The organism is Bradyrhizobium sp. CCGB01 (genome assembly GCF_024199795.1).
GTDB lineage: Bacteria > Pseudomonadota > Alphaproteobacteria > Rhizobiales > Xanthobacteraceae > Bradyrhizobium.
This window is the reverse complement of the sequence record NZ_JANADK010000001.1, coordinates 7,048,399-7,069,989: the sequence shown is the minus strand read 5'-3', so window position 1 is coordinate 7,069,989 and position 21,591 is coordinate 7,048,399. Positions and strand designations below refer to the sequence as shown.

Here is a 21,591-nt window from a genome sequence, read left to right as displayed (position 1 = left end):
CTGTGAACTGCTTCACAAGTCTCGTAGTCATCGCCTGTCATCACTCACTCATCGGGATTTGGTTTCATCCAGCCGGATGACGGCGGCCAGGATGTTTTCGTTCATATCAGCGCAGTGGAGCGCGCCGGCTTATCGGGCCTGGCCGAGGGGCAGAAGGTCTCTTATGAGGTCCAACTTGACCGCAAGCGCGGCAAGAGCAGCGCGGAAAATCTGCGCGTCTGACGGCTACCCCGACAATATGCCGTTTTGCTCACTGCGTTTTTCGACCGAGATCTCTCAGGAGTGCGTGGAGAAAGTCGCTGGCATGGTCGTATCGCGCGTTGCCATCGGTGATTTGACGGGCGCGCGGCTCTATTAAGCGGCCAACGGTTTCGGAGCCGAGCAGTTCAACTCTGTCCGACCACTGCAGCAGTAAACTATCGGGAATATCCGCAGATCCGAAGAGCTTCAGAAGGCAATGTTCGCCATCGGATTTGTGGTCGTGATGAGCCTTCGCCGCATAGAAAGCGAAAAAACCCCGAAAGGCATCACGGGAAACGGTAGGCTTTCCCATCGCAATATCCTTGAAAAAAATTCAGTTCTCAATGTCAGCGAGTCTGGACTCTTCGTGCGGGAAAAGCCAGCAAAAAATCAATTTCGCACCGCACCTCATGCAAAGAGACCGCCCGAAGGGCCGCCGCAATGGTTCATTACGTGGCTCGACAATCGTGCTCAAATCAGTCGTGGCACCGAGTGCCATCCCAGGCGCCGAATGGAAAAGCGATCCGCAATAAAAACGGGCCACCCCCGTGCCGGAAGCACGGCCAAGTGGGTCGCCCTCTGAACCTGCAAAACCGGACAAACTTCGGAAAATAATCGCGTGCCCCATTCCGTGTTGAGTTTCTCAGTGAAAGCCGCGCAGAAGCAGCTCTAGCAATAGGTCCCGACGCCGGTCGCCATTTCGCCATCGATAGTATCGAATGAACGTATGCGTTCGTCGCCCTCGATCGTGCTGGCCGATCGCCGGACCGCGACATTTACTTGGTGCTTGACGACTTTGGCGTACGTGCCGGCTGCCCCTGGCGTGAGACGGACCAAACTGATCGAGGGCATTGTCATGTCCCTGACCGGTGACGCCAGAGCCTACCCAAATGGCGCAACGTCCACTTTCGTTTCCTGCTGCACCCGCACGATCTCCAGGACGTGTGGCCGAAAGATATACCCACTTATAGTTTGGTTGGCGGCCGGAAAAACATCCTAAGATTGTGTTGCGTGCAGCCGAGGAGGATTTCCAATGCGCAGGCAGCCTGTTCCGCTTACTCCGGGTGACCTAGTCAATCGTCAATTTGGCACCGACGACAACCTGATAGGCAACCCTGACGCACCGACCCTATTCGGTGATGCTGGTGGTAGCATGTTTGACTTTTCGAAGGGAGGGAACGACACCTTCGATGAAATCGGACTTTCCAATTACACATTTTATGGCGACGTGGTTGGCAGCATTTTCGATTTTGCGCAGGGCGGGGATGACACGTTCAACGGACTCCCATTGGGTGGTGTCACCGCATACGGGGACGCTGGCGCGGACATGTCGGACCACAGTAAGGGCGGCAACGACACGTTCTTGAGTGGGACTGGCAGACAGCAAATCAACACGTTTTTCGGCGATGCCGGCGGCGCCATGTCGGGTCATGCTCAGGGCGGCGACGATACTTTTATAACTCAGACGGTACAGGGCGGCACCCACACCTTTTACGGCGATGCGGGCGGCGACATGTCTGGCCACAGCAAGGGTGGCAATGACAGCTTCCAGGGCTCCAGGCAGGCTGCAAATATCTTTTTTGGGGACACCGGGAGCAACATGTCCGGCCACGCCCAGGGCGGCGATGACACATTCACAGCCAGAACGGACTCAGGCAACACGTTCTACGGAGATGCCGGCGGTGACATGACCGGCCACAGCAAAGGTGGCAATGACACCTTCAACGGGGCCTTGTTCGCAACGCAGGTGTTCTACGGTGATGCAGGAGGCAACATTTCCGGCCATGCTGAAGGAGGCGACGACACTTTTACCGGCTCAGGTGGGGCGATAATGTCAAAGACCTTCTACGGCGATGCTGGGGGCGACGTCTCCGGCTCTGCCAAGGGCGGCAACGATACTTTCATAAACGCGGGCGGCTCCGCAGTGTCTTTTTACGGGGACGCCGGCGCCGCAATGTCCGGCCATGCGCAAGGCGGCGATGACCTTGCGACGTTACAGGGGAGCAACAACTTCGCCGTCGGCGATGCTGTTACGATGCTCGACGCTGCCAGCGGAGGTAACGATAGTCTTAGCGGCGGCGACAGCTCGTCAACTGATGTTGTAAACCAGCTCTATGGCGACGCACAGAGCATGGGCGGGGCGACCCAAGGAGGTGATGATCTTATCCTCGGGGGCCACGCCGTTGATAGCGGCCGGGTCGACAATTTCTTATGGGGCGATGCGGCGCAAATTTCAGGTCGTGCGAAGGGCGGCAGCGATGTCCTATACGCGGGGACGGCTGGGCAAGGTTGCACCGTTAGCAATGAGATGTGGGGAGATGGTGAACTGAGCGGCAATGCTCATGGAGGTGCCGATACGTTTGTATTCAAGGACGACGGTTCAATGACCGTAGGAACCAATAATGTCATCCAGGATTTCAGCCAATGTCAGGATGATAAGATAGCTTTCATTGATATTGCGGGCGTGCAGTCGTTTGATGATCTTGTCATCACCCAAAGCGGAACTAGCACCATTATCATGGCTGGAGCTGATCAAGTCACGCTTGCAAACTTCACGGGCTTGATGATGGCGAATGACTTTTTGTTTGTTTGAGAGCGCCCTCTTCATCACCATGGCTTCATCTAACAGGCCACCCTAATGGGCATCGGTATTACCGTGATTTGGCTACTTGCGACCTTCTTCAACGCTTGAAGGTCCAACCTCTATGTGGCCCCTCTCGTAGCTGGAGGCACTACCACTTCGGGGGCTTCTGAAGGGCGTGGATCGGGCAATGTCTTCATGATACGGTCACTAGTACGCGCATCAGTCCGGATTTGGCCCTTAGCTGAACCGCGCAGGGGCCATTGCGGAGTCTGGTTCCAAGGGTGAACCGAACGCAGGCTGCCGATCACGACTAAAGCGCTGTGGCGCTTTTCGGCCACCGGCGCTACTTATCTAGCTATGCCGATTTCCGCGGGTAGCCTACAGGCCAAACCACCCATCAGCCGCCTTGGCCTCCCGAAGGACGACTTGTTGAGATTCCACACTTTGGCCGGGGCCGCTCCGCCAGCTCTGGCGGCGAGCCAGCGACGACTCAAATATTTGCCCGCCCTTGTCGTTTCCCCTAATCCCTTGTCCCGCAAGAAAAGGACCCCAGCTCAAATGGGGGATGAGCCGGGGCCTAGAGGTTATCGTAAATACTCAAGGCGGGCGATGGCTCGGACCTGATAGGAGGGGCGCCGGTTTCACGCTGGCGGCCTCTGTCACAAAACTTTGATGAGCGTGTGCCAGCGTTGAGGGGCTGGGATTTCAGCGCCCAGATGGGAATGCATTACAAACGCTGCCGAGCGAACATATTCCGCTCGCGCAGTGTTCATGTCCTCTCTTTTTCGAGGTTAGTGCATGTTCAGTGCGGAAACGACTTCGCTCCTTAGGGCCGTCCTTGAGGAAGTTTGCGAAAATATTCCTGTGAGCGAGACGGGCGCCAGAGCGTACGTTGCTTCGAAGCTCCTCGATGCCGCTGCACATGGACAGCTCTCAACCGACGCGTTGAAAGCGGCGGGTCGCAAGGCCCTGAACCCACCAACAACGTGGCGCTGATTATCCGCTCCATCACTTGATCACATCGTATTCGGCGGCGTCGCCATTAGGATCTGCTCGAACCAGGCCTGAGCGGCGTCAGCCGTGGCAAAGACCTTGAAGTGATCGACGTCGCCGACCTGTTGGGCGGTGTTCACATAGACGCCCTCCGTGCGGTTCCTTCTCGAAACTCAAGCCGGCGCTGTCCGTATCTAACTCAGTGTCCGAACCTGATTTGAGGAGCCCAACATGGGAAAAGGGAAGGCAGTGGGGAAAGGCGATCCCCCGTCCTGCGCGGGCAACAGGAAGGCTGAGCAAGTGATCGACATTGCTGAGTGCCGAGAACATGCTGACCGCTACAAGAGACTTTCTGGCGCGAGCGGCATTTCCAAGGATCGCGCCGCCGTCATGAGAAATATCGCCCGAACTTTTGTGGGTTTGGCCGGCCAACTAGATAGACTCGCGTTCCTCGCGAGGACCGAACAGAGGTAGACAGCCTCAGCCGGCGGCCTCAGTTGAGTTTCCTGCGAAGCTTCGAGCGCTGGCGGGCCTAGCACTCCCGGCGCTCAAATCCCCAATTGGATCGGCGGCCGGGAGGGGTTGGAATGACATGCCGTGCCATGTGTGCCCTCTCACGGCAATGCTCGAACTTCGCGCGCGGGTATTCTTACGGAAACCCCGCCGCGTTCGAGCCAGCCCAGCAGGCCGCTGTCGACGAGGCGAAAGCGGTATATGCACTTCCTGGCCTCAAGCACTCAACCCTGTTGCAAAAACCTGAAACTGCGCACGTTGTGCGATGTTCCGAAGTTTTTCACATGGTTAGTGCGAGGGGCGGGACCGGCTTCGTTCGGCAAGGCTGTCGGCGATCAGGACGCCGAAGCCACGGCTTAGGTGGGGGCAATCAGAAAATCGAGACGCTTGCGAAGAAATGCCAGCACCATAATCTCGTCGGAAGTGAGCTTGGCGTACTGGCGCTTGAACTTCTGCGCGATTTTGGCTTCAATCATCTTCACGAGGTCACCTGACATGTAGGCGTTCAGGACTTCCGGGTGCACGTAGCACTTGCGGCAGATGGCCGGCGTATTGCCGAGCTGCTTCGAGACGCTCTCGATCGCGGCCACGACGTTGCGCTTGGCCTCGGCCTGGCTGTCGTACTTCTTGAATTCGGCCAGCGCCAACGCCGCCAGAACCGTCCCTGCCCAAGTCCGGAAATCCTTGGCGCTGAAGTCCTTGCCCGTGATGTCCTTGATGTAGGCGTTGACGTCGCCGGAATCGACGGTGCGGGGCTGTCCGTCGTCGTCGAGGTATTTGAAGAGCTCTTGTCCCGGGATCTCCGCGCAGCGCTTCACGATCGCGGCTATCCGCTTGTCCTCGACGCGAAGCTTCCATTGTTTGCCTGACTTGCCCGTGAAGTCGAACCGAAGTACGCCGCGGCCAACCGCAACATGCTTGCGGCGCATGGTGGTGAGCCCATAGGACTTGTTTGTTTCGGCATACTCGGCGTTGCCGACCCGGATTAGCGTCTTCTCCAGAAGACTGACGATCGTGGCCAGCACCTTCTCGCGAGGTAGTCCGTCCGCCTTCATGTCGGCGGCGACACGGTCGCGTAGCGCGGGCAGCGCGACTGCGAACTGGATGATGTGCTCGTACTTGTTTTGGTCGCGCAGCTCGCGCCATTTCGCGTGGTAGCGATACTGCTTGCGGCCCCGCGCATCGAGCCCGGTCGCCTGGATGTGGCCGTTGGCCGAGGGGCAGATCCACACGGATTCGTAGGCCGGCGGGATGCCGATTGACTTGATGCGCCGGATGACGCCGGAGTCGGTGATGCGCTTTCCGTCCTTGTCGTAGTAACTGAAGGTGGTCCCGGTCCGCTTGCGCGTGTAGCCGGGGGCGGAGTCGCTGACGTACCGAAGCCCTTCTTCCGCGATGGTGGCCGCCACTTCGGCGGTGCGGTCTAGAACCTGTTCTTCGTTGCCGGTCTGTCGGAGCATGGGCCTGTCCCTCGGAAGCACTTTGAGATTGAGGCCCCACTCCCTCTAAAGGAACGAAGGCACCTGTTGGTTCCGTTCTGGGGGCGGCGGACGCGATGTGTAGATGCAGCGAAGACCATCCGGACCACAGGTGGGAGCCGGTGGTTCCTTTCGACAAGCGCTGCGCAGTCGAGGAGGGGGCATGGCTTAACTTCAGACAATTGCCACAAAGTTCATCGACACGCTCCCCAGAGTCAGACCCCACCAAGGCCGCTATGTCCCGGTATTCACTCGATCTATTGCGTCAGCGCTATGTCGTCGAGAAAAGACCGCTCGAGGCCAGCATCGAGGAGATCTTGCGGGCCGACAGCCGCGCGGGAGCCCGTGCCATCCTGGCTTCAATCGACAAACGGCGTTTCGGAAATAGGTCCGAAGGGCAGCGTCTCCGCAAGATGCTCCGCTTCGAAACATCTCTCTGGGAAAGCGGCCATCATGCAGTGGCAGGCGTGGACGAGGCCGGGATGAGCCCTCTAGCCGGGCCCGTCTCCGCTGGCGCCGTGATTCTCAAACCGGGCACGCGGATAGTCGGAATCGACGACTCGAAGAAACTCGACGCCGCAGCTCGCGAAGAACTCGCGAAGGAGATCAAGGAAAAGGCAGAGAGTTGGTGTGTGGCGTTCGTCGAGGTCGAGGAGATCGACGCGATCAACATCTATTGGGCAGGCATCCAGGCTATGCAGCGTGCGGTCCAGGGACTAGGGTTGACGCCGCAGCACTTGCTGATCGATGCGAAGCGCTTGAAGGAAATCGACATCCCTCAGCAGGCCATCATTAAAGGCGACGCCAAGTCCGCCAGCATCGCCGCCGCCTCCATCCTCGCGAAAGTCGAGCGCGACGCCGTCATGCGGACGCTCGATTTGCGCCACCCCGGCTACGGCTTCGCGGATCACAAGGGCTACTCGGTGCCGGCTCATTATGAGGCGCTCGCGAGGCTCGGCGCATGCGCAGCTCACCGGCGGTCGTTCGGACCTATACGCAAGGCTCTCGGGTTGCCGCCCCTGCCGCCGTGGCCTTCAGCATCCGAGCGCGAAACCTGCTGAACTCCAGGTCGTACGCTTCGTCTCGGCGAAATTATTTTCGCGACCGACTCTTTTCGCGAACGATATCCTTGGCCTTTTTGTCGGACCGCAGGCCGAGATAGACCGGCTGACGCAGCTCGCCCTTGCTGGTCCACTCCGCGAACTTCACTTCAGCGACCAACGAAGGACGCACCCAGGTAGTGACCTGCTCATCCTTCACCCTGGCAGGAAAGGGCGATTTGGCTGTCTTGAGCCTCACGAGCTTGCCGTGAAGCTCTTCGAGAACTTGGTGGCTGAAGCCGGTGCCTACGTGGCCGATGTACCGCCACGCATCGTCCTCGCGTACCGCCAGCACGAGGGCTCCGAAGAAGGGTCGGGTTCGCCTCGGCGCCGTGAAGCCGACGATAACTAGCTCCTGCCGCTGCGCGGTCTTCACCTTCAGCCAGTCGGCGGTCCGGCGCCCGGACGCGTACGGGCTGTCGGCACGCTTGGCCATGATGCCTTCGAGATGTCTCCGCTCTGCTTCTGCGAAGAACTTTGTGCCGCTGCCTTTGCGGTGGTTGCTGAACGCGATCAGCTTGTGGCGCGGCAGGATGGCCTTGAGCCGCTTCTTGCGCTCGAGGAGCGGCAGCGCACGCAGGTCCTCGCCGTCTGCGAACATGAGGTCGAACGCGCAGTACAAAAGCTTAGCCTCGTGGCGCAGGGCGTTTTGAAGCAACTGGAAATGGGATACGCCGTCCTTCCCGATCGCGACGAGCTCGCCATCGATCACGGCGTCGGCCATCACGCCCTCAAGTGCTTTCGCGACCTCGACATAGGAGTGGCTGATGATTTTGCCGTTGCGGCTATAGAGCGCGACCCTGCTCCCGCGGATTTCCGCGACCATACGAAAACCGTCGAATTTGTCCTCGAAGACCCAATTGGGATCGTCAAACGGTGAATCGGTCAGCGTGGCCAGCATGGGCTGCAGGCGATGAGGCAGCGTGGATTTTCGGGTCATGGCCGGACGACGGGACAACAGTGGGCAAGTACGTGTAGGATGCATCGTGAGTTCCGTCGGACAAGGAAAGGCCGAGCCCGAAACCGCATCGCCGGCTGTTGGCGCCCGTCACCCGACGCCACCTCGAGGCGACTTCGAGAAGGGAAGCGAAGAGCTCGAACCGCTCTGCAGCGCGGCTCGCCTCTCGGCGGCGGCATGATCGAAGAGCTCGAGCACCAAACCGAATGCGGCCATGTCCTCCTGTTCGATTGCTCCATCATCGTAGCACTTGAGCGTCTCGGCGATGATCGCGTCGACCTCGCGTTGCGATGTCAGCAGATCCTCTTCTGACCGGGCTTCCCCAATGCCCGAGACCAGTTTGAGAATGCGGTTGCGGTTGCTGGCGTTGTCGTCTCGCTCGTCCCGGTTCAGGTAGCGACGCAGCCAGGCGGCTGCCGAACCGATGCCGGAAAGCAGAAGCAGGGCGAACCAGAAGTAGTCGCTGTACTTGTCCAGAAACGTTCGCTCGGTCCCGTTGATGACCGCCGCAGCGCCCCGGTGCACGGAAGGCTCTGCCTCTTTCTCCGTCTCCGGCTTCGTGATGTGCGCGGCGCCGGCGACACGTTGCGTGATCGTGTCCCGGACGGCGAAAAGCTGCCGGTAGAACGCCGCGGCCTTGGCTTCTGACAGCTCTTTTTTGCCCAGGATGAGATGGTTGACGCTGATGGTGTCGACCTTGTCCTCCGGCCAAGCCGGATTTGCGTTGAAGACGCTGCCGGGGATTTCCTCGGCTTCGTAGCGCGGATGCCTCAGTGAGATGGCTTCGGACGTTTCGACTGGAATAAACTTCGGCGATCCGCGCGATCGGGACGTCGCGGCGATGGCCGCGGCCGTGATCTTGCTGTCGAGGGGCCCGACGGCGAGATACGCGTCCAGCGTGGTGTCTTGCGCAAGCTTTTCGATCTCTTCGGTCCCGAATTGAGCCGTGGAAACCTTGTCAGGCTGCACGCCGGAGCCCTCTAGAATTGTCCGCAGGAGTGCGACGTTGGCGCCGGTCCTTCCGATGATGCCGACCTTACGCCCCGACAGATCGGCCATCTCTGCGATCTTGGCCCCTGCCTTTTTCTTGATGTCCTTGCCCTGTCGACCGGAGGGCGACCACAGGACGACGTAATTCTTACGTAGGACGGCGAGCGTCTGCGCGTCGGACGGCATGGCAAGATCGCCCCGGCCGACCGCCAAGTCGGCTTTGCCGGCGCCCATGAGGGCCAGGGATTCGGCCGCTCCTGCGGTCGTGATCGGCAAGATCCTGACCGTCCTGCTTTCCTCCTCGAAGGCCTCGGCCATCGCCTCGACCACGTGGTGATCTTCGCTGCCTGAGGGGCCGACGGCGATCCGGAGTGTCTCGGGCTGCAGCACGTAGAAGAGGGCGGCCGCCGCAGCGCCGAAGGCTACGAATCCCATCGCCAATACGATTAGAAGCCTTCGTTGGCGCCGATCAGGAGCGCTTCTGACCGCGTTGGATGGTGGCATCAGCGGACTCTCCGTGAACAAGCGTCTTCTTGGGAGCTCAAGCGCGCAGCCGGGAACTTGGCGAACCAGCGCCGGACCTGAATGTTCCGTCGCATGAGAGGACGTTGGGATGGCGCGCATACGGCGAGGACGGAATCGGTGTCGTCATGATCAAGGCGATGGCTGCGGCAGGCCAGTGATCACCAACCGCTTTGGATCGATGCCAGAAGTCGTCGAGGACGGCAGCATCACGGATCGTGGAAGGCCACCCGTTCAGCGAACTGATCGCCAAGAAGATCATCAGATCGGGCCGGCTCATGAAGCCTCGGGATAATCTGGGGCGGGCCGTCGAGATATTGGGCCTTCTACAGAGCCGGGAGGGCGCGAAATGGCGAGGACGGAAGCCGAACTCGCGCGATATCGCCAGCCGCAACCGTCCCGCCGGCCCGGACCACGCCCAGCACCCCGGACTTGAACGGACGGCCCGTTTCCGCCGACGAGAGCACGTGCCGTTTGAGGCCAGCTCGGTAGCGGTCGATGAGGACGCAGGGCGTCCGGAGCCCGGTCAGCTCTATGATCGCCGTCGGCCCGAGTTCGATCAGGCACCCGAGCGGCAAGCGCTCGAGGTCCAGGCCGGCAGTGGTGATGTTCTCGCCGAGGTCGCCGGCACTGACCTCAAAGCCAGCTTTAAGTAGCGTTGCGAAGAGTTCCGATGGGATCAGGTGGACCTGCCGGCGATTGGGCAGGCGGGGTCTGCGGCGGGCTAGATAGCGGTGCCGGACGAAAGGGCCGGCGTGGGCGTCGCCTTCGACGCCATTGCCTTCCACCAGAACTATGCGGTCCTTCGTCGGTTTGCTGAAACGGTGCCCGCGATCGGCGGCGACCGCAACCACCCTTCCCCCGAGCGAGCGATCGTGCCCCTGCGGCATCAGCGCCGCTTGTGGCGGAAGTAGCGCGTGATCTCCGCAAGCGTCATTGCGTTTCCGCAGGAGGCCTTTGCACGGTGCGAGCGTCGGAGGCCACTCAACGAGCCTACCGTCCCATGCTTCGCGTAGTCGCCGGCGCAAAGCGACTTTGTCGAGGCGTCATCGGGCCGATCGCCGAAAGATCGATCGAGTTTCTGCGCTGCCCGGAAGTCCTCGAGGTGCTGCGTGTTCGGGCCATAAGCGGCCTCTTTCTTGAGGAGATTATAGATCCGTCCGGCCATAAGCTGGAGATGTTTCATCTTGCCCTGCGGCATCGATCGGGCCCTGCAAAGGGCTCTAACAGCGTAGGCGCGGAAGTAATCAAAAGCGTCTGACATGATCAGGGTAAACGCCGGAGCTCTCCTACTAGTTCGGTCGAAACCGGTGGAGATGGAAGCCCGCTCGGCCGTCACTTTAGGAAGTGATTGAAATCTGAGGAGTGTTGCGATTCTCTGGGGGCAGCGCCATCCTTTCGCCAGAACAGCCCTCAGGGCATTGCAACGATGTACCGCTGTTCCCGTTGCCTCTTCGCAAGGAGAAGCACATGTCCGAAATCAGAGAACACATGAAAATCGTCGGTAAGGACGGCGTCCAGGTTGGCACTGTCGATAAAGTAGAGGGGGATCGCATCAAGCTGACGAAGAAGGATAACCCCGAGGGTCACAAGGACCATCACCACTATATCGACAAGAAGCTTGTCGGATCGGTCGAAGGCGACGTCGTCAAGCTCTCACTCAACGCCGACGCCGTTCCCAAACAGGAAGGTTAAAAAGAGCGCGGGCCCTGCACCATACACCGCAAGTAAACCGCGCGCTGACGACCTCCTCGCGAGCACGGGGACCGTAGGAATGAAAAGCCCACAAGCTGGACGATGTTCCTGCCAGGAACCAACAACCTGCTTCGTGCCTTGAGCCGTTTTAGAGGCACCGATGGCGGTAAACAAACCGTCCGGAGACAACGCACGCAAGGGCGCGGTGAAGAAGCGGACGCAACTCAAGAACCCTCTCGCCAAAACCTCGACCAAGCGCAAAAAGACGAGCGGCGAGTTCATGGCCGTCAAGAAGACCGCGAAGAAGTTTAAGGGTGTTTGGAAGGAGAAGTGATGGGCCGGTTTTTCATCGGCATCATCATCCTCAGCATCGCTATCGTGCTGGGGATGTATCTTCACATCATAGCGCTTTGAATACCTGCGCCGCCTCAGTCAGGCTGCGCCTTCGATGCCTGCGTGCTGCTGACCGGATCCGACGCTGGGAAGCTGTCGAGCTCCTCGTCGTTCGTCTTTTCCTTGCTCGTTTTGGTTGGGGTCTTTGGCATGCTTGTCCGTGGTGCCGGATCGAATGTTTTCAGCCATGGGCTTTCCTTTGTTCCGGCCAACATGAGCGCTTGGCGGGCGGCGCTGTTCCTCCGCAGGAACCAACGCTTTGGCGCGGGCTTGCTTCTGAGGAAGGATTCCAACATGTGCAGCAATCGCCAACGCCCGATCGTCGAGAGTCCGTGGAAGCCCGTCAGGCAGAACCCGGACCCAGTGTCCTCGTGCTCCTGCTTGCCAGCCTCGTTGGCAGCCGCGAGCCTCGTCGCCGTATGGGCATTGTTTTTCCACTCTTGAGCGCGGTTTAGCGCGACATTCGTGGCGCGCATGAAAGTGCGGTCAAGACTTGTCGAAAATCCGCCCGACCAAATCCCGTGATTTCTCCGCTTGAAAGCTGGTTCTGGATGAGATCAACGCCCGGATCGAGACGTCCTTGATGAACGATCGTGTTGCGCGAGTAGTTCCGCGCCGTCAACAATGGTTTTGGTCATCGCAGCGATGTCTTCGACAACTGACTTCCCAAATAGTGAAGCAGGTAGAGTTTGAGGGCGTCCCGTTTAACTCGCCGTAGATATTGATAAGGCCGCCCGAGTGTTTGACGAAGCGTACAGCTGGCGGAGGCGGAGACCGGTGCCTAGGCCGGTGTGTTGATGCTGAGAACGGCTCGCATTCGATCTATTTAATGCCTTGACCTATCCGAACGCTGCTGTCGGTGGCGGCGATCAATAACGTATTGCTCGGCCGGACGTCGCCATGCTGTCAACGATAGGCGTCGTCCGATAGGAGCTGCCGGCAGCCATTGCGATTGCCCCCTCTCCCGACAGAGCCGATGCATCTGCAATGAAGGCCAGACGAATCGGCTTTATGACACGCATATGAACTTGGAATTCGTCCGGACGTTATGATGGCAGATGCAAGAACAACGTTGCCTTCTCCGGGCAGCGACGGACGAGCTGATGGCCCTAGTTGAGGTTAAGCCTACCAAGCCCGATTTGCTGATTGCGCAAACCGTGGCGCAACACAAACCATCGCGCGGAGATAGTCTCACGTGGACTGACATGGGGCGCCGACGAAAAGATATTGCTGGCGTTGGCTGTCGCTGGGTGGGTCGCGAGCCGAGGCAGATCGGAGCAGTTGCAACGCGCCGGTAACCACGCGCTCTTGGTTACTGTCGCGGTGTCGTTGGTACCTCACGCCTTGAAGTCAGTGATTGACCAGACTCGTCCGGATCGCAAGACGGTGCTCGGCCACGTGCACGGCGTCTCGTTTTCGGGCAAGCGGGAGGACGCCTTTCCATCGGGGCATGCGCTGCATATGGGCGCCTTGGCGTCCGCCGCGGGCACTTTACCGCCGATGCCGCGAAGAGTGATCCAAACCTTGGCGGTGGGCCTTTCGCTGACGTGGATCGTCGTACTGGCCCACTGGGCGAGCGACGTGGTCGCAGGCTTTGCGCTCGGTGCCGTCATGGAGCGGATGCTGCGGTTCTGGACGGGATATCCGCTGCGATCCTCGGATGAGAGGCGGCCGAAATGACCGAGTACGTCATCCGCTTCCTGATCGGTGGCGCCGTGGTGTCGGCGTTCTCAATGCTTGGGGACGTGCTGAGCTTCGCCGGCTTGTTCGGGGCCGCGCCCTCGGTCGCGCTGGCCACGCTGGGCATCGCGATTTACCGGCACGGCGAATCCTACGCAGCCGTCCAAAGCCTGTCGATGATGGCGGGTGCGGTCGCACTTGACAGCGTCGTCGTCTGCCAGTTGCTAATTCGCGCGCGGATTAGCGCGCTGCTGGCGACCTTGCTGTCGATCGTCGCTTGGTTAACCACGGCCTTTTGCCTTTGGGCAGTCGCCGGAGGTCAGACATGAGCACGCCCATCCGCGTCTCGCCGTCCTCGCTGCGGGAAGGCCGCTGGTATGAGTATGAGGTCCGCTTCGCGCTCGGCGGGGCGGCGACGGTCTTCACCGGTCTGATCAGCAGCCGCTATGGAGCGTCCGTGGGCGGCCTATTCCTCGCTCTGCCGGCCATCTTCTGCGCCAGCGCCACGCTCATCGAGAAACATGAAATCCGCCGCATGCGGCAGGCTGGGCTACAAGGCGAGCGGCGAGGCCAACAGGCCGCAGCGCTCGACGCCGCAGGCGCCGCGCTCGGGGCGCTGGGCATGTTGGCGTTCGCCGTAGTGTTTTGGTTGCTGGTCGAACGCGGCGTCGTCGGCGCGTTCACTGGCGCCTCCCTAGCTTGGCTTTGCGTCTCTGTGGCCGCCTGGTTCGCCCGGCGCAAGCTGCGTGCTGCTCGCAAGCCCGAACGCGGCAGCGGCCCCGCGATGTCACGGAGCTGCTGAGCATTCAACGGAAGGATTTCAGGCCGCGTCGGAGGCTTTGGCGTTGACGCCCTTGCGGAGCGCTACCGTGTTGAGCTTGGTGTTCGCCGCCTTCTCTTCGTTCAGGTTGGTCGTGAGGAAGCGCACGATCTCGTCGAGGCCCAGCTGCTCGGCCCAAGCGATTAGCGTCCCGTAGCGGCACATCTCGTAGTGCTCGACGGCTTGCGCGTTTGCGACAACGGCGGCATCCAAGACCGCTTGTCTTGCGTGATGATCGGCAGCTCCGGATGGTGCTGGCGACAACGCTCTGCGATGCACCCGTCTATATTTCCCGGCATCGGGATGCGGTCACCAGCACGTCCGCTGCCGTGCGTTTGCACCACGCAAGCGCCTTCTCGCAGTCCGAGACGTGGAAGACGTGGCAGCGTTCGTCGCTCCACGACGACGCACGGATCTATATGAAACCTCCGAACGTTTAGACCGTCTGCGCCAAAAACTTTAGGTCGCGGCGTGTGTCGCGCCGACCGTATCCGCCATCTTCGCGCCGCGAGCGCCGAGCGGTTTGGGCCGTCCTGTGGTGGTGTCGCGCGCGGTTTGATGCTCCATCTCCGCATTGAGTTCACCCCCGAGCCGGATCACGATCGCCGAGAGCCATAGCCACGTCATGAAGCCGATGATGGCGCCCAGGGAGCCGTAGGTCTCATTGAAAGTACCGAAGTTGGCGGCGTAGCACGAGAACAGCGCGGAGGCCGCGAGCCAAAGCAAGGTTGCACCTGTGCTATCCCTCCATCGCGGTGCCTACCTGCTTGGACCGAAGCGGTAGATGCAGGACAGGCCCAGCGCGACGGCGACGAACATCGCCGGCCAAGCCGCGAAACGAATGAGAAGTTCGACGGGGTCGGAGAGCCAGAGGTGCTGCAAAACGATGGGGATGGCGACGACGGCGGCCAATGCGGCCAGGATGAAGCCGATGGCGGCAACGGTGAAGGCCAGCGACATGGCATTCAGTTTGAAGAAGCCCCGCTTCTCCTGCGCGCCGTAGACGATGTTCAGCGTGTCAAACAGAGACTTCATGGCGGCGTTCGCGCTCCAGAGCGAAATCGCAAGGCCCGACTGCGAAGGTGAAGCCCAACGATCGATCGCCTTTCGTGTCAACACGAGTGAGTTGCTCCCGCGCCACATCAATAGCGCCGCCGGGTACGAGATCCGCGGCAATAGTCTCGATGCTATCATTGGTATCCTGCAGCCAGCGGATTGCTGATGTAGCCAGGGTCCGCTCGCGTGTCTGTCGAAATCCGCCGTCCGTCGCGAGCCGGCGCTGCAGCGTCGACGTGCTGACGCAGGCTCGCTCCGCAAGATCCTTCAGCCGTAACAGGCCGCTCTCCGTCCGTTCCCAGCGTATGGCCGGCTGTGCCTCGTCGCGATCGAGGAAGCCGAGCCACAGCCGGAAGCATTCCCAATGTGGACTCGATCGAGCTGCCAAATCAGGAGGCGACACCGGCCGTCGCGTGCTGGATCATCTCCTTGGCTCGATTCTTTACGGCCTCCACTCCCTTGGGAAAGCCACTGCGGTTCGGATAGAGCTTGCGCGACGACTTGGACGGCGGCCGTCGCGGCTTGGTTTCCTGAGCGGCGCGGTAGTCGAGCACGGCGATGCCGCCGACCATGAGCAGCGCGAGCGCGATGTTGCCTTTCCTCGGATTATCCGGCGTCAGTCCGGAAATCAGCGCGGCCGCATCGAGGCCGTCACCGCCGACGCGCGCCCAAAGGCCCGCATTCTTTTCCACCGAGAGCGTCATGATCCCGGCGAGAATTTCCCGGACGCCGAAGGCGCGGACCAGGGTCTCGTTGCCTTCCATGCCCAGCGTTTCGGTGACGCGCCTCGGGGCGAACAATTCCATGACGCCGAGGCCGATGCTGAACCAGCCGAGCGCGCGCGCGAGCTGGTCTTCCGGCCGCTTGAGGCTCGGTCCGCCCTCGATCAGCTTCGGGTCGCCCTTGGTGCGCACGATGTTGGAGAAATGAAACATGGTTTGCTCCTTCAGGGCTTCAGCACGACCTTGACGCAGGAATCGCGCTTGTCGCGGAACACCTGGTACATCTCGGGACCTTGCTTGAGCGGGACGGTGTGGGTGATCACGAAGGATGGATCGATCTCGCCTTCCTCGATGCGGCGAAGCAGATCGTCGGTCCAACGGTTGACGTGGGTCTGGCCGGTCCGCATCGTCAGTCCCTTGTTCATGAAGGCGCCCATCGGCAGCATGTCGGAGAAGCCGCTATAGACGCCGGGCACGGAGATGATGCCGCCGGGCCGGCAGACATAGATCATCTCGCGCAGCACATGCGGCCGGTCACTCTCCAGCATCACCATCTGCTTGGCGCGGTCCAGAATGGTGTCGGGCAGTGACGCCATCACGTGTGATTCCATGCCGACGCAATCGATGCACTTTTCGGGGCCCTTGCCGTCGGTCAGTTCCTTGAGCCGCTGCAGCACGCTCTCGTTCTCGAAATTGATCGTGGTGGCGCCAGCGGCCTCTGCCATGCTCAGCCGCTCAGGCAGGCAGTCGATCGCGATCACCTGGTTGGCGCCGAGCAGGATGGCGCTGCGGATGGCCATCTGGCCGACGGGGCCGCAGCCCCAGATCGCGACGGTGTCGGTCGGCACGATGTCGCATTGCACGGCGGCCTGCCAGCCGGTTGGGAAGATGTCGCTGAGAAACAACAACTGCTCGTCGGGGATGCCGGCGGGGACCTTGATGTGCGTGGCATCAGCAAAGGGAACGCGCAGATACTCGGCTTGGCCGCCGGGATAGCCGCCGGTCAGGTGCGTATAGCCGAACAGGCCCGCGGTCGAATGCCCGAACACCTTGTCGGCGAGGTGCTTCTTGCGGTTGGTGGTCTCGCAGACCGAGAAATTGCCGCGCTTGCATTGCTCGCATTCGCCGCAAATGATCGTGAAGGGAACGACAATGCGGTCGCCCTTCTTCAGCTTGCCGTCAACGCCCGAGCCGACCTCGACCACTTCGCCCATGGTCTCGTGGCCCATGATGTCGCCGGGCATCATGCCCGGAATGAAATTGTGGAAGAGATGGAGGTCTGAGCCGCAGATCGCGCAACTGGTCACCTTGATGATGGCGTCGCGTGGATCCTGGATTTCCGGATCGGTCACGGTGTCGCACCGGATGTCTTCCTTGCCGTGCCAGACCAGCGCCTTCATCTCTGTTCCTCCCGCTCAACACGTGGCATCCAAGTCGGGAAAGGAACAATGGTTGCTATCGAACGGTACAAATCTTTGCGCCCCATCAGGCCCTTGGAATAGGAAGGCGACGGCGGTGGAACGGTAGGGCGTCCGCGATCCGATCATCGCGGGTCGAGCGCGATGATGACGCCTTCATTGGCGCGAAGCAGGATCGAGGCGTCCGGCAAGGATCGCGGCCGCAGGTCCAGATGGCTGGACATCAGCAGGCGTCCGAGGCCCTGCCAATGCCATGTCCGTGGCTCGGCGGCTATGTTGAGGGCGATCAGCATTTCGCGCCCATCCTGCACGCGTTTGAAGGCGAGCACGTCGTGTCGCGATCGCAGCGGCTCATAGTCACCCTGGCGCAGGCATGAATGCTCCTGCCGCAGCGCCATCAGCGCCCGAAAGAGCGCCAATAGCGAGCGCTCGTCGCGCTGCTGTTCGCCGACATTGGGCGAGCCTTCCGGCTCGAGCGGGAGCCCTGGACAGCCGCTCGAAAACCCCCCATCGGCACTGTCATCCCACCGCATCGGCGCGCGCTCTGGATCGCGACAAAGGCCGTAGCTGGGCACGAGTTTCTCGAAGGGATCGCGAATGCTGTCCGGCGGGATGGAGACGCGCTTGCGACCGATCTCATCGCCCATATAGGCGAACGGCGTTCCCCATAGCGACATCAGGAGCATCGCAAGCACGCGCATCTGCGCCTCGCCGATCTTGCTGGCGATCCGTTGCTTGTCGTGGCCGCCGATCACCTACACCGGCCAGGCCTTCTCGGGCAGGGCATTGAAGTACGCATCGATCGCCGCTTGCAGCGACAAGGCGCAGCTGTCGTTCCTAACTGGGCAGGATGGCTGCAGGTGAAATGCTCAAAATCGGAGTGATCTCGGACACGCACGGTCTGTTGCGGCCGGAGGCGGAGCGATGCCTGGCCGGGGTCGGCGTAGCCTGCGTGATCGCCGCACCCGTCCGGCAAGAGCTGCGACGATCTATGCAGGAACGACAAGTGCATCAAGACATTGCACCCCGTGATGTCGAAATGGAGCGACGCGATGCGCATGACTAAGTCAGGCCTAATACTGATTGCCCTCCTGACTAGTGCCACTACAGGCGCGGTCTGGGGCCAGGGAGGAAGCGGGAGCGGTGGAGCTTCAGGCGGAAGCGCGAGCAGTGCCGCCGGCGCGTCCGGCAGTTCACCCACCGGGACCAACTCGGCCGGGACGGCTCAATCGAGCGGCGCCGGCCCGCGGGGATCGACCACGGTCGGACGAGCCGGAAACCCGGCGGGCGGGACCAGCAGCGGCCGGATTGACGGAACGGTGACGCCCGGTCCTTCGCTGCAGGGTGACGACCAGATTCGCTCAGAGACCTCGCGGAACTCCAACGTCGATCGAAAGATCAAGAGCATCTGCAAGGGATGCTGACGCAGGATCAGGGTTTTGCCGTATCGGGCGTCCAGTCGAGATCGGCATCGTTTTGAGGCTGGGGATCAGGCGTGCATGGCTTGATCTCCAGGTCATCTTCCAGCTTCGGCTCCCCTTCGATTGTTCGACCAGGCCGGCCTCGTCGGCTTTCTCAAGCGCCTTCTCCTTGGTCGCGAACGTCCGGCTCAGCTTTTCGTCGTCGTTGAACACAGCATATGCCATGGCAGCCTCTCTCGTTTGTCTGGGACGCGTGCCAAGCGCGTGTCCCGTGCGATATCATCGGCGCACGCGATGGATTCCATCTTGAGCACGAGCGGTTTCCGTGGCTTGCATGTCAAGAAAACCCGCGCGCCACCTCTGGGCCATCGCCGTTTCCGACAGGTCGAAGGATTTTTCCGGCCCGGCTTCTTCCAGCCCTGGCCGGTAGCTCAGGAGATGGATCAGGTCATGGTGATCAAGGCTTTGCAATTCGGCCCGGAGCTGGCGAGCTTCGAGGGCGTGGCGAAGCCGGTAAAAGGTCTGGTTGCCGAATGTCAGGTCGGTCTTGCGTTCGGCTGCGGCCTCGATTCCGTCGGGAACTCGACCGTCGCGGGCGAAGAGGTCGATGACATAGAGGCGGAGCGAGGCCGGCGTTTCGAGGATGGGGTCAAAGGGCGCGTTCAACGAGAAGCCACCATCGCCAAGCCATCTGCCGGCGATCTGCACCGGCGCGAACTCGGGAAGAAAGCCGCAACTGGCCAGGATGTGATCCATGTCGATGCGCTCCGATGCAGAATCGAATAGGACGGTGTCGCCGCTTTCCAAGTCCGTGGCGCAGATCGTGATGCGGGGACTGCCATCGTTCAGGCGATCGAAATCGATCAGCGCCTCGAGGCGCTCTCGCGTGGGGCCTAGATCATACAGGCCACCGAAATGAGACGCCGGAAGGGGAAGTCGGGGATGGAAGAACCCCGCGCTGCCGAACAGGTGCGCGTTGATCGCGTTCATCCAACCGAACAGGTGGCGACCGGCATTCGGCGTCACGGTTACGCCGTCCGGTGCTCGCCAATAGTTGCGCAAGTTTGGAATCCGGTCGGCCGCAGCGCTTCCCGCGATGAGTGCAGCCGAGATAGCACCGGCCGACGAGCCCGCAACCCAGCCGGCCGAAAGTGACAAGGACGTAAAGGCCTCGAAGGCGCCGCCATGGTAGGCGCCGAGCCCCAGGCCTCCGGAGAGGACAAGGGCGGTGAGAGGCGGATCAATTGCCATATCCGGTCGGATTACCTCAGCGTTCGTATCCTCGACCGCGGCGGGCATAAGCGTAGCGGGGACTGATTCCGCAATAGGCGTTTGTTCCCGAGGCGCTCGCCATGCATTGGCCATAGCTCGCGAACTGGCCGTTGCCCGGATAACCCCAAATGCGACCTTGAAGGCAGTAGCGACCTTGCGCCATTGCCGGCGTTGCGGCGGCGAAGCTGGTCATGACTCCCACGGTGAGGGCAATGAGGGTGGCGCGTTTCATGGAAGGCTCCTGATTCAATTCGTGAACGCTACCTCCGATCTAGCGTTCCTAGCGCTGCGGCTCCGCGCGAGATCGTGTCTCATCTGCTGCCTTGGAACACTTCCGGCGGAGCTCCGTTAGCGGGGGAAATTGCCGGAGCCTCCGATGACCGAATATCCAAAGCCGCCTTTCCCTGCGCAGCAGCAGCCGATGCCCGGTTCGACACGTGCGATGAATCCACGGCCTGATCATGGTGAGGAGAGTTACAAGGGCTCAGGCCGCCTTTCCGGCAGGAAGGCGATCATCACCGGCGGTGACAGCGGCATCGGCCGCGCGGTCGCTATTGCCTATGCGCGCGAGGGAGCCGACATCGTCATCGCTTATCTGAACGAGGACGAGGACGCCACCGAGGTCAAGGCGCTGATTGAGCGGGAAGGGCGCAAGGTCATCCTGATCCCCGGCGACATCAGTCGGCCAGATCATTGCCGCGCCGTCGTGGAGCGCGCGGTCGCGGAGCTCGGCGGGATCGACATTCTCGTCAACAACGCCGCCCATCAGGCCAGCTTCAAGGACATTGCAGACATCAGCGACGAGGAGTGGCGGCACACGTTCGAGGTGAACATTCATGCCATGTTCTATCTGACGAAGGCTGCCGTCCCGCACATGCGGCCGGGAGCCGCGATCGTGAACACGGCCTCGGTGAACTCGGACATGCCGAACCCGACCCTGCTCGCTTACGCCACGACCAAGGGAGCCATTCAGAATTTTACTGGAGGACTCGCGCAGATGTTGGCAGCGAAGGGGATCCGCGTCAACGCGGTAGCGCCCGGTCCGATCTGGACGCCACTCATTCCGTCGACCATGCCGGAGGACTCGGTCAAGAATTTCGGCAAGCAGGTGCCTATGCAGCGCGCCGGACAGCCGGCCGAGCTCGCGACGGCCTATGTCATGCTGGCCGATCCTCTATCGAGCTACACGTCAGGAGCAACCTTGGCCGTCACCGGCGGAAAGCCATTCATCTAGGCCAAGAACTTGCAACTCTATTTAAGCCCCAATTGCCGAGTTGGGCGGATGATCAAGGCGGCAAACACATGATCCATCACGTCTCAATCGGCACTAATGACATAAGGCGTGCCAAAGCTTTCTATGATCCGCTTATGTCTCTGATTGGCTTTCGGCTACTGAAAGGCTCCGAAAGGTCGCTTCACTATGGAGCATCCGACATCGTCTTTAGCCTTGAAACACCGCTAAATGGGCTGCCGGCAATGGCTGGCAATGGCGCTCACATTGCCTTCCAGGCACTAAACCGCGAAACCGTTCGGACCTTTCACAAGACTGCCATAACGAATGGCGGAGTTGATGAAGGAGCTGCCGGTATCCGCGAAAATTACTTCGCCAACTACTACGGCGCGTTCGTTCGGGACCTCGACGGAAACAAGATAGAGGCAGTGACGTATACTGCGAGAGAGAGCTTCTAGGTTCCGAAGCCCGACCTCATCTTGCCTGGTTCGTCGAGGCCAGCCAG

General features: G+C 60.9%; 25 protein-coding genes and 3 pseudogenes. 11 read left to right on the top strand and 17 right to left on the bottom strand.

Annotation, left to right across the window (positions count from 1 at the left end):
• The first annotated feature begins 39 nt into the window (after positions 1–39).
• A complete protein-coding gene (locus NLM25_RS33100) occupies positions 40–222 on the top strand; it encodes a cold-shock protein (RefSeq protein ID WP_254124540.1) in 183 nt (60 codons plus the stop codon).
• A 28-nt stretch (positions 223–250) separates the two neighbouring features.
• Here the strand turns inward: NLM25_RS33100 and NLM25_RS33095 are convergent, their stop codons facing one another.
• Positions 251–553, bottom strand: coding sequence for a hypothetical protein (locus NLM25_RS33095; protein WP_254121890.1), 303 nt, complete (start codon positions 551–553; stop codon positions 251–253).
• A gap of 720 nt (positions 554–1,273) precedes the next feature.
• On the opposite strand from NLM25_RS33095, the gene NLM25_RS33090 reads away from it, so the two are divergent.
• On the top strand, positions 1,274–2,833 hold the full coding sequence (locus NLM25_RS33090) for a hypothetical protein (protein WP_254121888.1): 1,560 nt from the start codon (positions 1,274–1,276) through the stop codon (positions 2,831–2,833).
• A gap of 1,853 nt (positions 2,834–4,686) precedes the next feature.
• On the opposite strand, the gene NLM25_RS33080 is transcribed toward NLM25_RS33090, so the two are convergent.
• On the bottom strand, positions 4,687–5,790 hold the full coding sequence (locus tag NLM25_RS33080) for a DNA topoisomerase IB (protein WP_254121884.1): 1,104 nt from the start codon (positions 5,788–5,790) through the stop codon (positions 4,687–4,689).
• Between the two features lie 254 nt (positions 5,791–6,044).
• Between NLM25_RS33080 and NLM25_RS33075 the strand changes: the two genes are divergently transcribed.
• Complete coding sequence (locus NLM25_RS33075) at positions 6,045–6,869, top strand: ribonuclease HII (RefSeq protein WP_254121882.1); 825 nt, start codon at positions 6,045–6,047, stop codon at positions 6,867–6,869.
• A 31-nt stretch (positions 6,870–6,900) separates the two neighbouring features.
• Here the strand turns inward: NLM25_RS33075 and ligD are convergent, their stop codons facing one another.
• The 5 genes from ligD to NLM25_RS33050 form a co-directional block, all read right to left on the bottom strand.
• Positions 6,901–7,848, bottom strand: coding sequence for a non-homologous end-joining DNA ligase (ligD, locus tag NLM25_RS33070; protein WP_254121880.1), 948 nt, complete (start codon positions 7,846–7,848; stop codon positions 6,901–6,903).
• 108 nt (positions 7,849–7,956) lie between these two features.
• Positions 7,957–9,360, bottom strand: a complete 1,404-nt coding sequence (locus NLM25_RS33065) for a TAXI family TRAP transporter solute-binding subunit (RefSeq protein ID WP_254121878.1) — start codon at positions 9,358–9,360, stop codon at positions 7,957–7,959.
• Between the two features lie 37 nt (positions 9,361–9,397).
• Complete coding sequence (locus NLM25_RS33060) at positions 9,398–9,658, bottom strand: hypothetical protein (RefSeq protein ID WP_254121876.1); 261 nt, start codon at positions 9,656–9,658, stop codon at positions 9,398–9,400.
• 46 nt (positions 9,659–9,704) lie between these two features.
• Positions 9,705–10,268 carry an MOSC domain-containing protein gene (locus NLM25_RS33055; RefSeq protein ID WP_254121874.1) on the bottom strand — a complete coding sequence of 188 codons (564 nt, stop codon included), beginning with the start codon at positions 10,266–10,268 and terminating at the stop codon, positions 9,705–9,707.
• On the bottom strand, positions 10,268–10,564 hold the full coding sequence (locus tag NLM25_RS33050; RefSeq protein WP_254139791.1) for a hypothetical protein: 297 nt from the start codon (positions 10,562–10,564) through the stop codon (positions 10,268–10,270). The genes NLM25_RS33055 and NLM25_RS33050 overlap by 1 nt, the downstream gene beginning before the upstream one ends.
• A gap of 284 nt (positions 10,565–10,848) precedes the next feature.
• On the opposite strand from NLM25_RS33050, the gene NLM25_RS33045 reads away from it, so the two are divergent.
• Together NLM25_RS33045 and NLM25_RS33040 are read left to right on the top strand one after the other, a co-directional pair.
• Complete coding sequence (locus NLM25_RS33045) at positions 10,849–11,073, top strand: DUF2171 domain-containing protein (protein WP_254121872.1); 225 nt, start codon at positions 10,849–10,851, stop codon at positions 11,071–11,073.
• Positions 11,074–11,233: 160 nt separating this feature from the next.
• Positions 11,234–11,407, top strand: a complete 174-nt coding sequence (locus tag NLM25_RS33040; RefSeq protein ID WP_254121871.1) for a hypothetical protein — start codon at positions 11,234–11,236, stop codon at positions 11,405–11,407.
• Between the two features lie 94 nt (positions 11,408–11,501).
• Here NLM25_RS33040 and NLM25_RS33035 read toward each other — a convergent pair whose 3' ends face one another.
• Positions 11,502–11,942: a hypothetical protein gene (locus NLM25_RS33035; RefSeq protein ID WP_254139790.1), complete on the bottom strand. Its 441-nt coding sequence runs from the start codon at positions 11,940–11,942 to the stop codon at positions 11,502–11,504.
• Positions 11,943–12,819: 877 nt separating this feature from the next.
• On the opposite strand from NLM25_RS33035, the gene NLM25_RS44180 reads away from it, so the two are divergent.
• Genes NLM25_RS44180 through NLM25_RS33020 form a run of 3 tightly spaced genes read left to right on the top strand, consistent with a single transcriptional unit; the run spans position 12,820 to position 13,948 of the window.
• Positions 12,820–13,146, top strand: coding sequence for a phosphatase PAP2 family protein (locus tag NLM25_RS44180; RefSeq protein WP_309143657.1), 327 nt, complete (start codon positions 12,820–12,822; stop codon positions 13,144–13,146).
• Positions 13,143–13,475, top strand: a complete 333-nt coding sequence (locus tag NLM25_RS33025) for a hypothetical protein (RefSeq protein WP_254121869.1) — start codon at positions 13,143–13,145, stop codon at positions 13,473–13,475. Before NLM25_RS44180 ends, NLM25_RS33025 begins: the two co-directional genes overlap by 4 nt.
• Positions 13,472–13,948: a DUF3147 family protein gene (locus NLM25_RS33020; RefSeq protein WP_254121868.1), complete on the top strand. Its 477-nt coding sequence runs from the start codon at positions 13,472–13,474 to the stop codon at positions 13,946–13,948. The genes NLM25_RS33025 and NLM25_RS33020 overlap by 4 nt, the downstream gene beginning before the upstream one ends.
• An 18-nt stretch (positions 13,949–13,966) precedes the next feature.
• Here the strand turns inward: NLM25_RS33020 and NLM25_RS33015 are convergent.
• The 6 genes and pseudogenes from NLM25_RS33015 to NLM25_RS44170 form a co-directional block, all read right to left on the bottom strand.
• A pseudogene (locus NLM25_RS33015) lies at positions 13,967–14,188 on the bottom strand (DUF892 family protein); the annotation flags it as partial.
• 237 nt (positions 14,189–14,425) lie between these two features.
• Positions 14,426–15,001, bottom strand: a pseudogene (locus NLM25_RS33010) (YihY/virulence factor BrkB family protein).
• Positions 14,985–15,425 carry a hypothetical protein gene (locus NLM25_RS44175; RefSeq protein ID WP_309143629.1) on the bottom strand — a complete coding sequence of 147 codons (441 nt, stop codon included), beginning with the start codon at positions 15,423–15,425 and terminating at the stop codon, positions 14,985–14,987. Before NLM25_RS44175 ends, NLM25_RS33010 begins: the two are co-directional and overlap by 17 nt.
• Positions 15,412–15,957, bottom strand: a complete 546-nt coding sequence (locus NLM25_RS33005) for a hypothetical protein (RefSeq protein WP_254121867.1) — start codon at positions 15,955–15,957, stop codon at positions 15,412–15,414. The genes NLM25_RS44175 and NLM25_RS33005 overlap by 14 nt, the downstream gene beginning before the upstream one ends.
• Positions 15,958–15,968: 11 nt before the next feature.
• Complete coding sequence (locus NLM25_RS33000; protein ID WP_254121866.1) at positions 15,969–17,144, bottom strand: zinc-dependent alcohol dehydrogenase; 1,176 nt, start codon at positions 17,142–17,144, stop codon at positions 15,969–15,971.
• 143 nt (positions 17,145–17,287) lie between these two features.
• Positions 17,288–17,917 carry a DUF3459 domain-containing protein gene (locus NLM25_RS44170; RefSeq protein WP_254121865.1) on the bottom strand — a complete coding sequence of 210 codons (630 nt, stop codon included), beginning with the start codon at positions 17,915–17,917 and terminating at the stop codon, positions 17,288–17,290.
• Positions 17,918–18,027: 110 nt separating this feature from the next.
• Between NLM25_RS44170 and NLM25_RS32990 the strand changes: the two are divergent.
• Positions 18,028–18,102 (top strand): annotated as a pseudogene (locus NLM25_RS32990) (metallophosphoesterase); the annotation flags it as partial.
• 421 nt (positions 18,103–18,523) lie between these two features.
• Here the strand turns inward: NLM25_RS32990 and NLM25_RS32985 are convergent.
• The 3 genes from NLM25_RS32985 to NLM25_RS32975 all read right to left on the bottom strand — a co-directional run bounded on the left by NLM25_RS32985 (position 18,524) and on the right by NLM25_RS32975 (position 20,087).
• Positions 18,524–18,796, bottom strand: coding sequence for a hypothetical protein (locus NLM25_RS32985; protein ID WP_254139788.1), 273 nt, complete (start codon positions 18,794–18,796; stop codon positions 18,524–18,526).
• A 66-nt stretch (positions 18,797–18,862) separates the two neighbouring features.
• On the bottom strand, positions 18,863–19,834 hold the full coding sequence (locus tag NLM25_RS32980; protein ID WP_254121863.1) for a patatin-like phospholipase family protein: 972 nt from the start codon (positions 19,832–19,834) through the stop codon (positions 18,863–18,865).
• A gap of 16 nt (positions 19,835–19,850) precedes the next feature.
• Positions 19,851–20,087 carry a DUF3551 domain-containing protein gene (locus NLM25_RS32975; RefSeq protein WP_254121862.1) on the bottom strand — a complete coding sequence of 79 codons (237 nt, stop codon included), beginning with the start codon at positions 20,085–20,087 and terminating at the stop codon, positions 19,851–19,853.
• A gap of 144 nt (positions 20,088–20,231) precedes the next feature.
• Between NLM25_RS32975 and NLM25_RS32970 the strand changes: the two genes are divergently transcribed.
• Both NLM25_RS32970 and NLM25_RS32965 read left to right on the top strand, forming a co-directional pair.
• The gene (locus tag NLM25_RS32970) at positions 20,232–21,089 is read left to right on the top strand and encodes an SDR family oxidoreductase (protein ID WP_254121861.1); all 858 of its coding nucleotides are present in this window, start codon (positions 20,232–20,234) and stop codon (positions 21,087–21,089) included.
• A 68-nt stretch (positions 21,090–21,157) separates the two neighbouring features.
• Positions 21,158–21,544, top strand: a complete 387-nt coding sequence (locus NLM25_RS32965) for a VOC family protein (protein ID WP_254121860.1) — start codon at positions 21,158–21,160, stop codon at positions 21,542–21,544.
• The last annotated feature ends 47 nt before the right edge of the window (positions 21,545–21,591 follow it).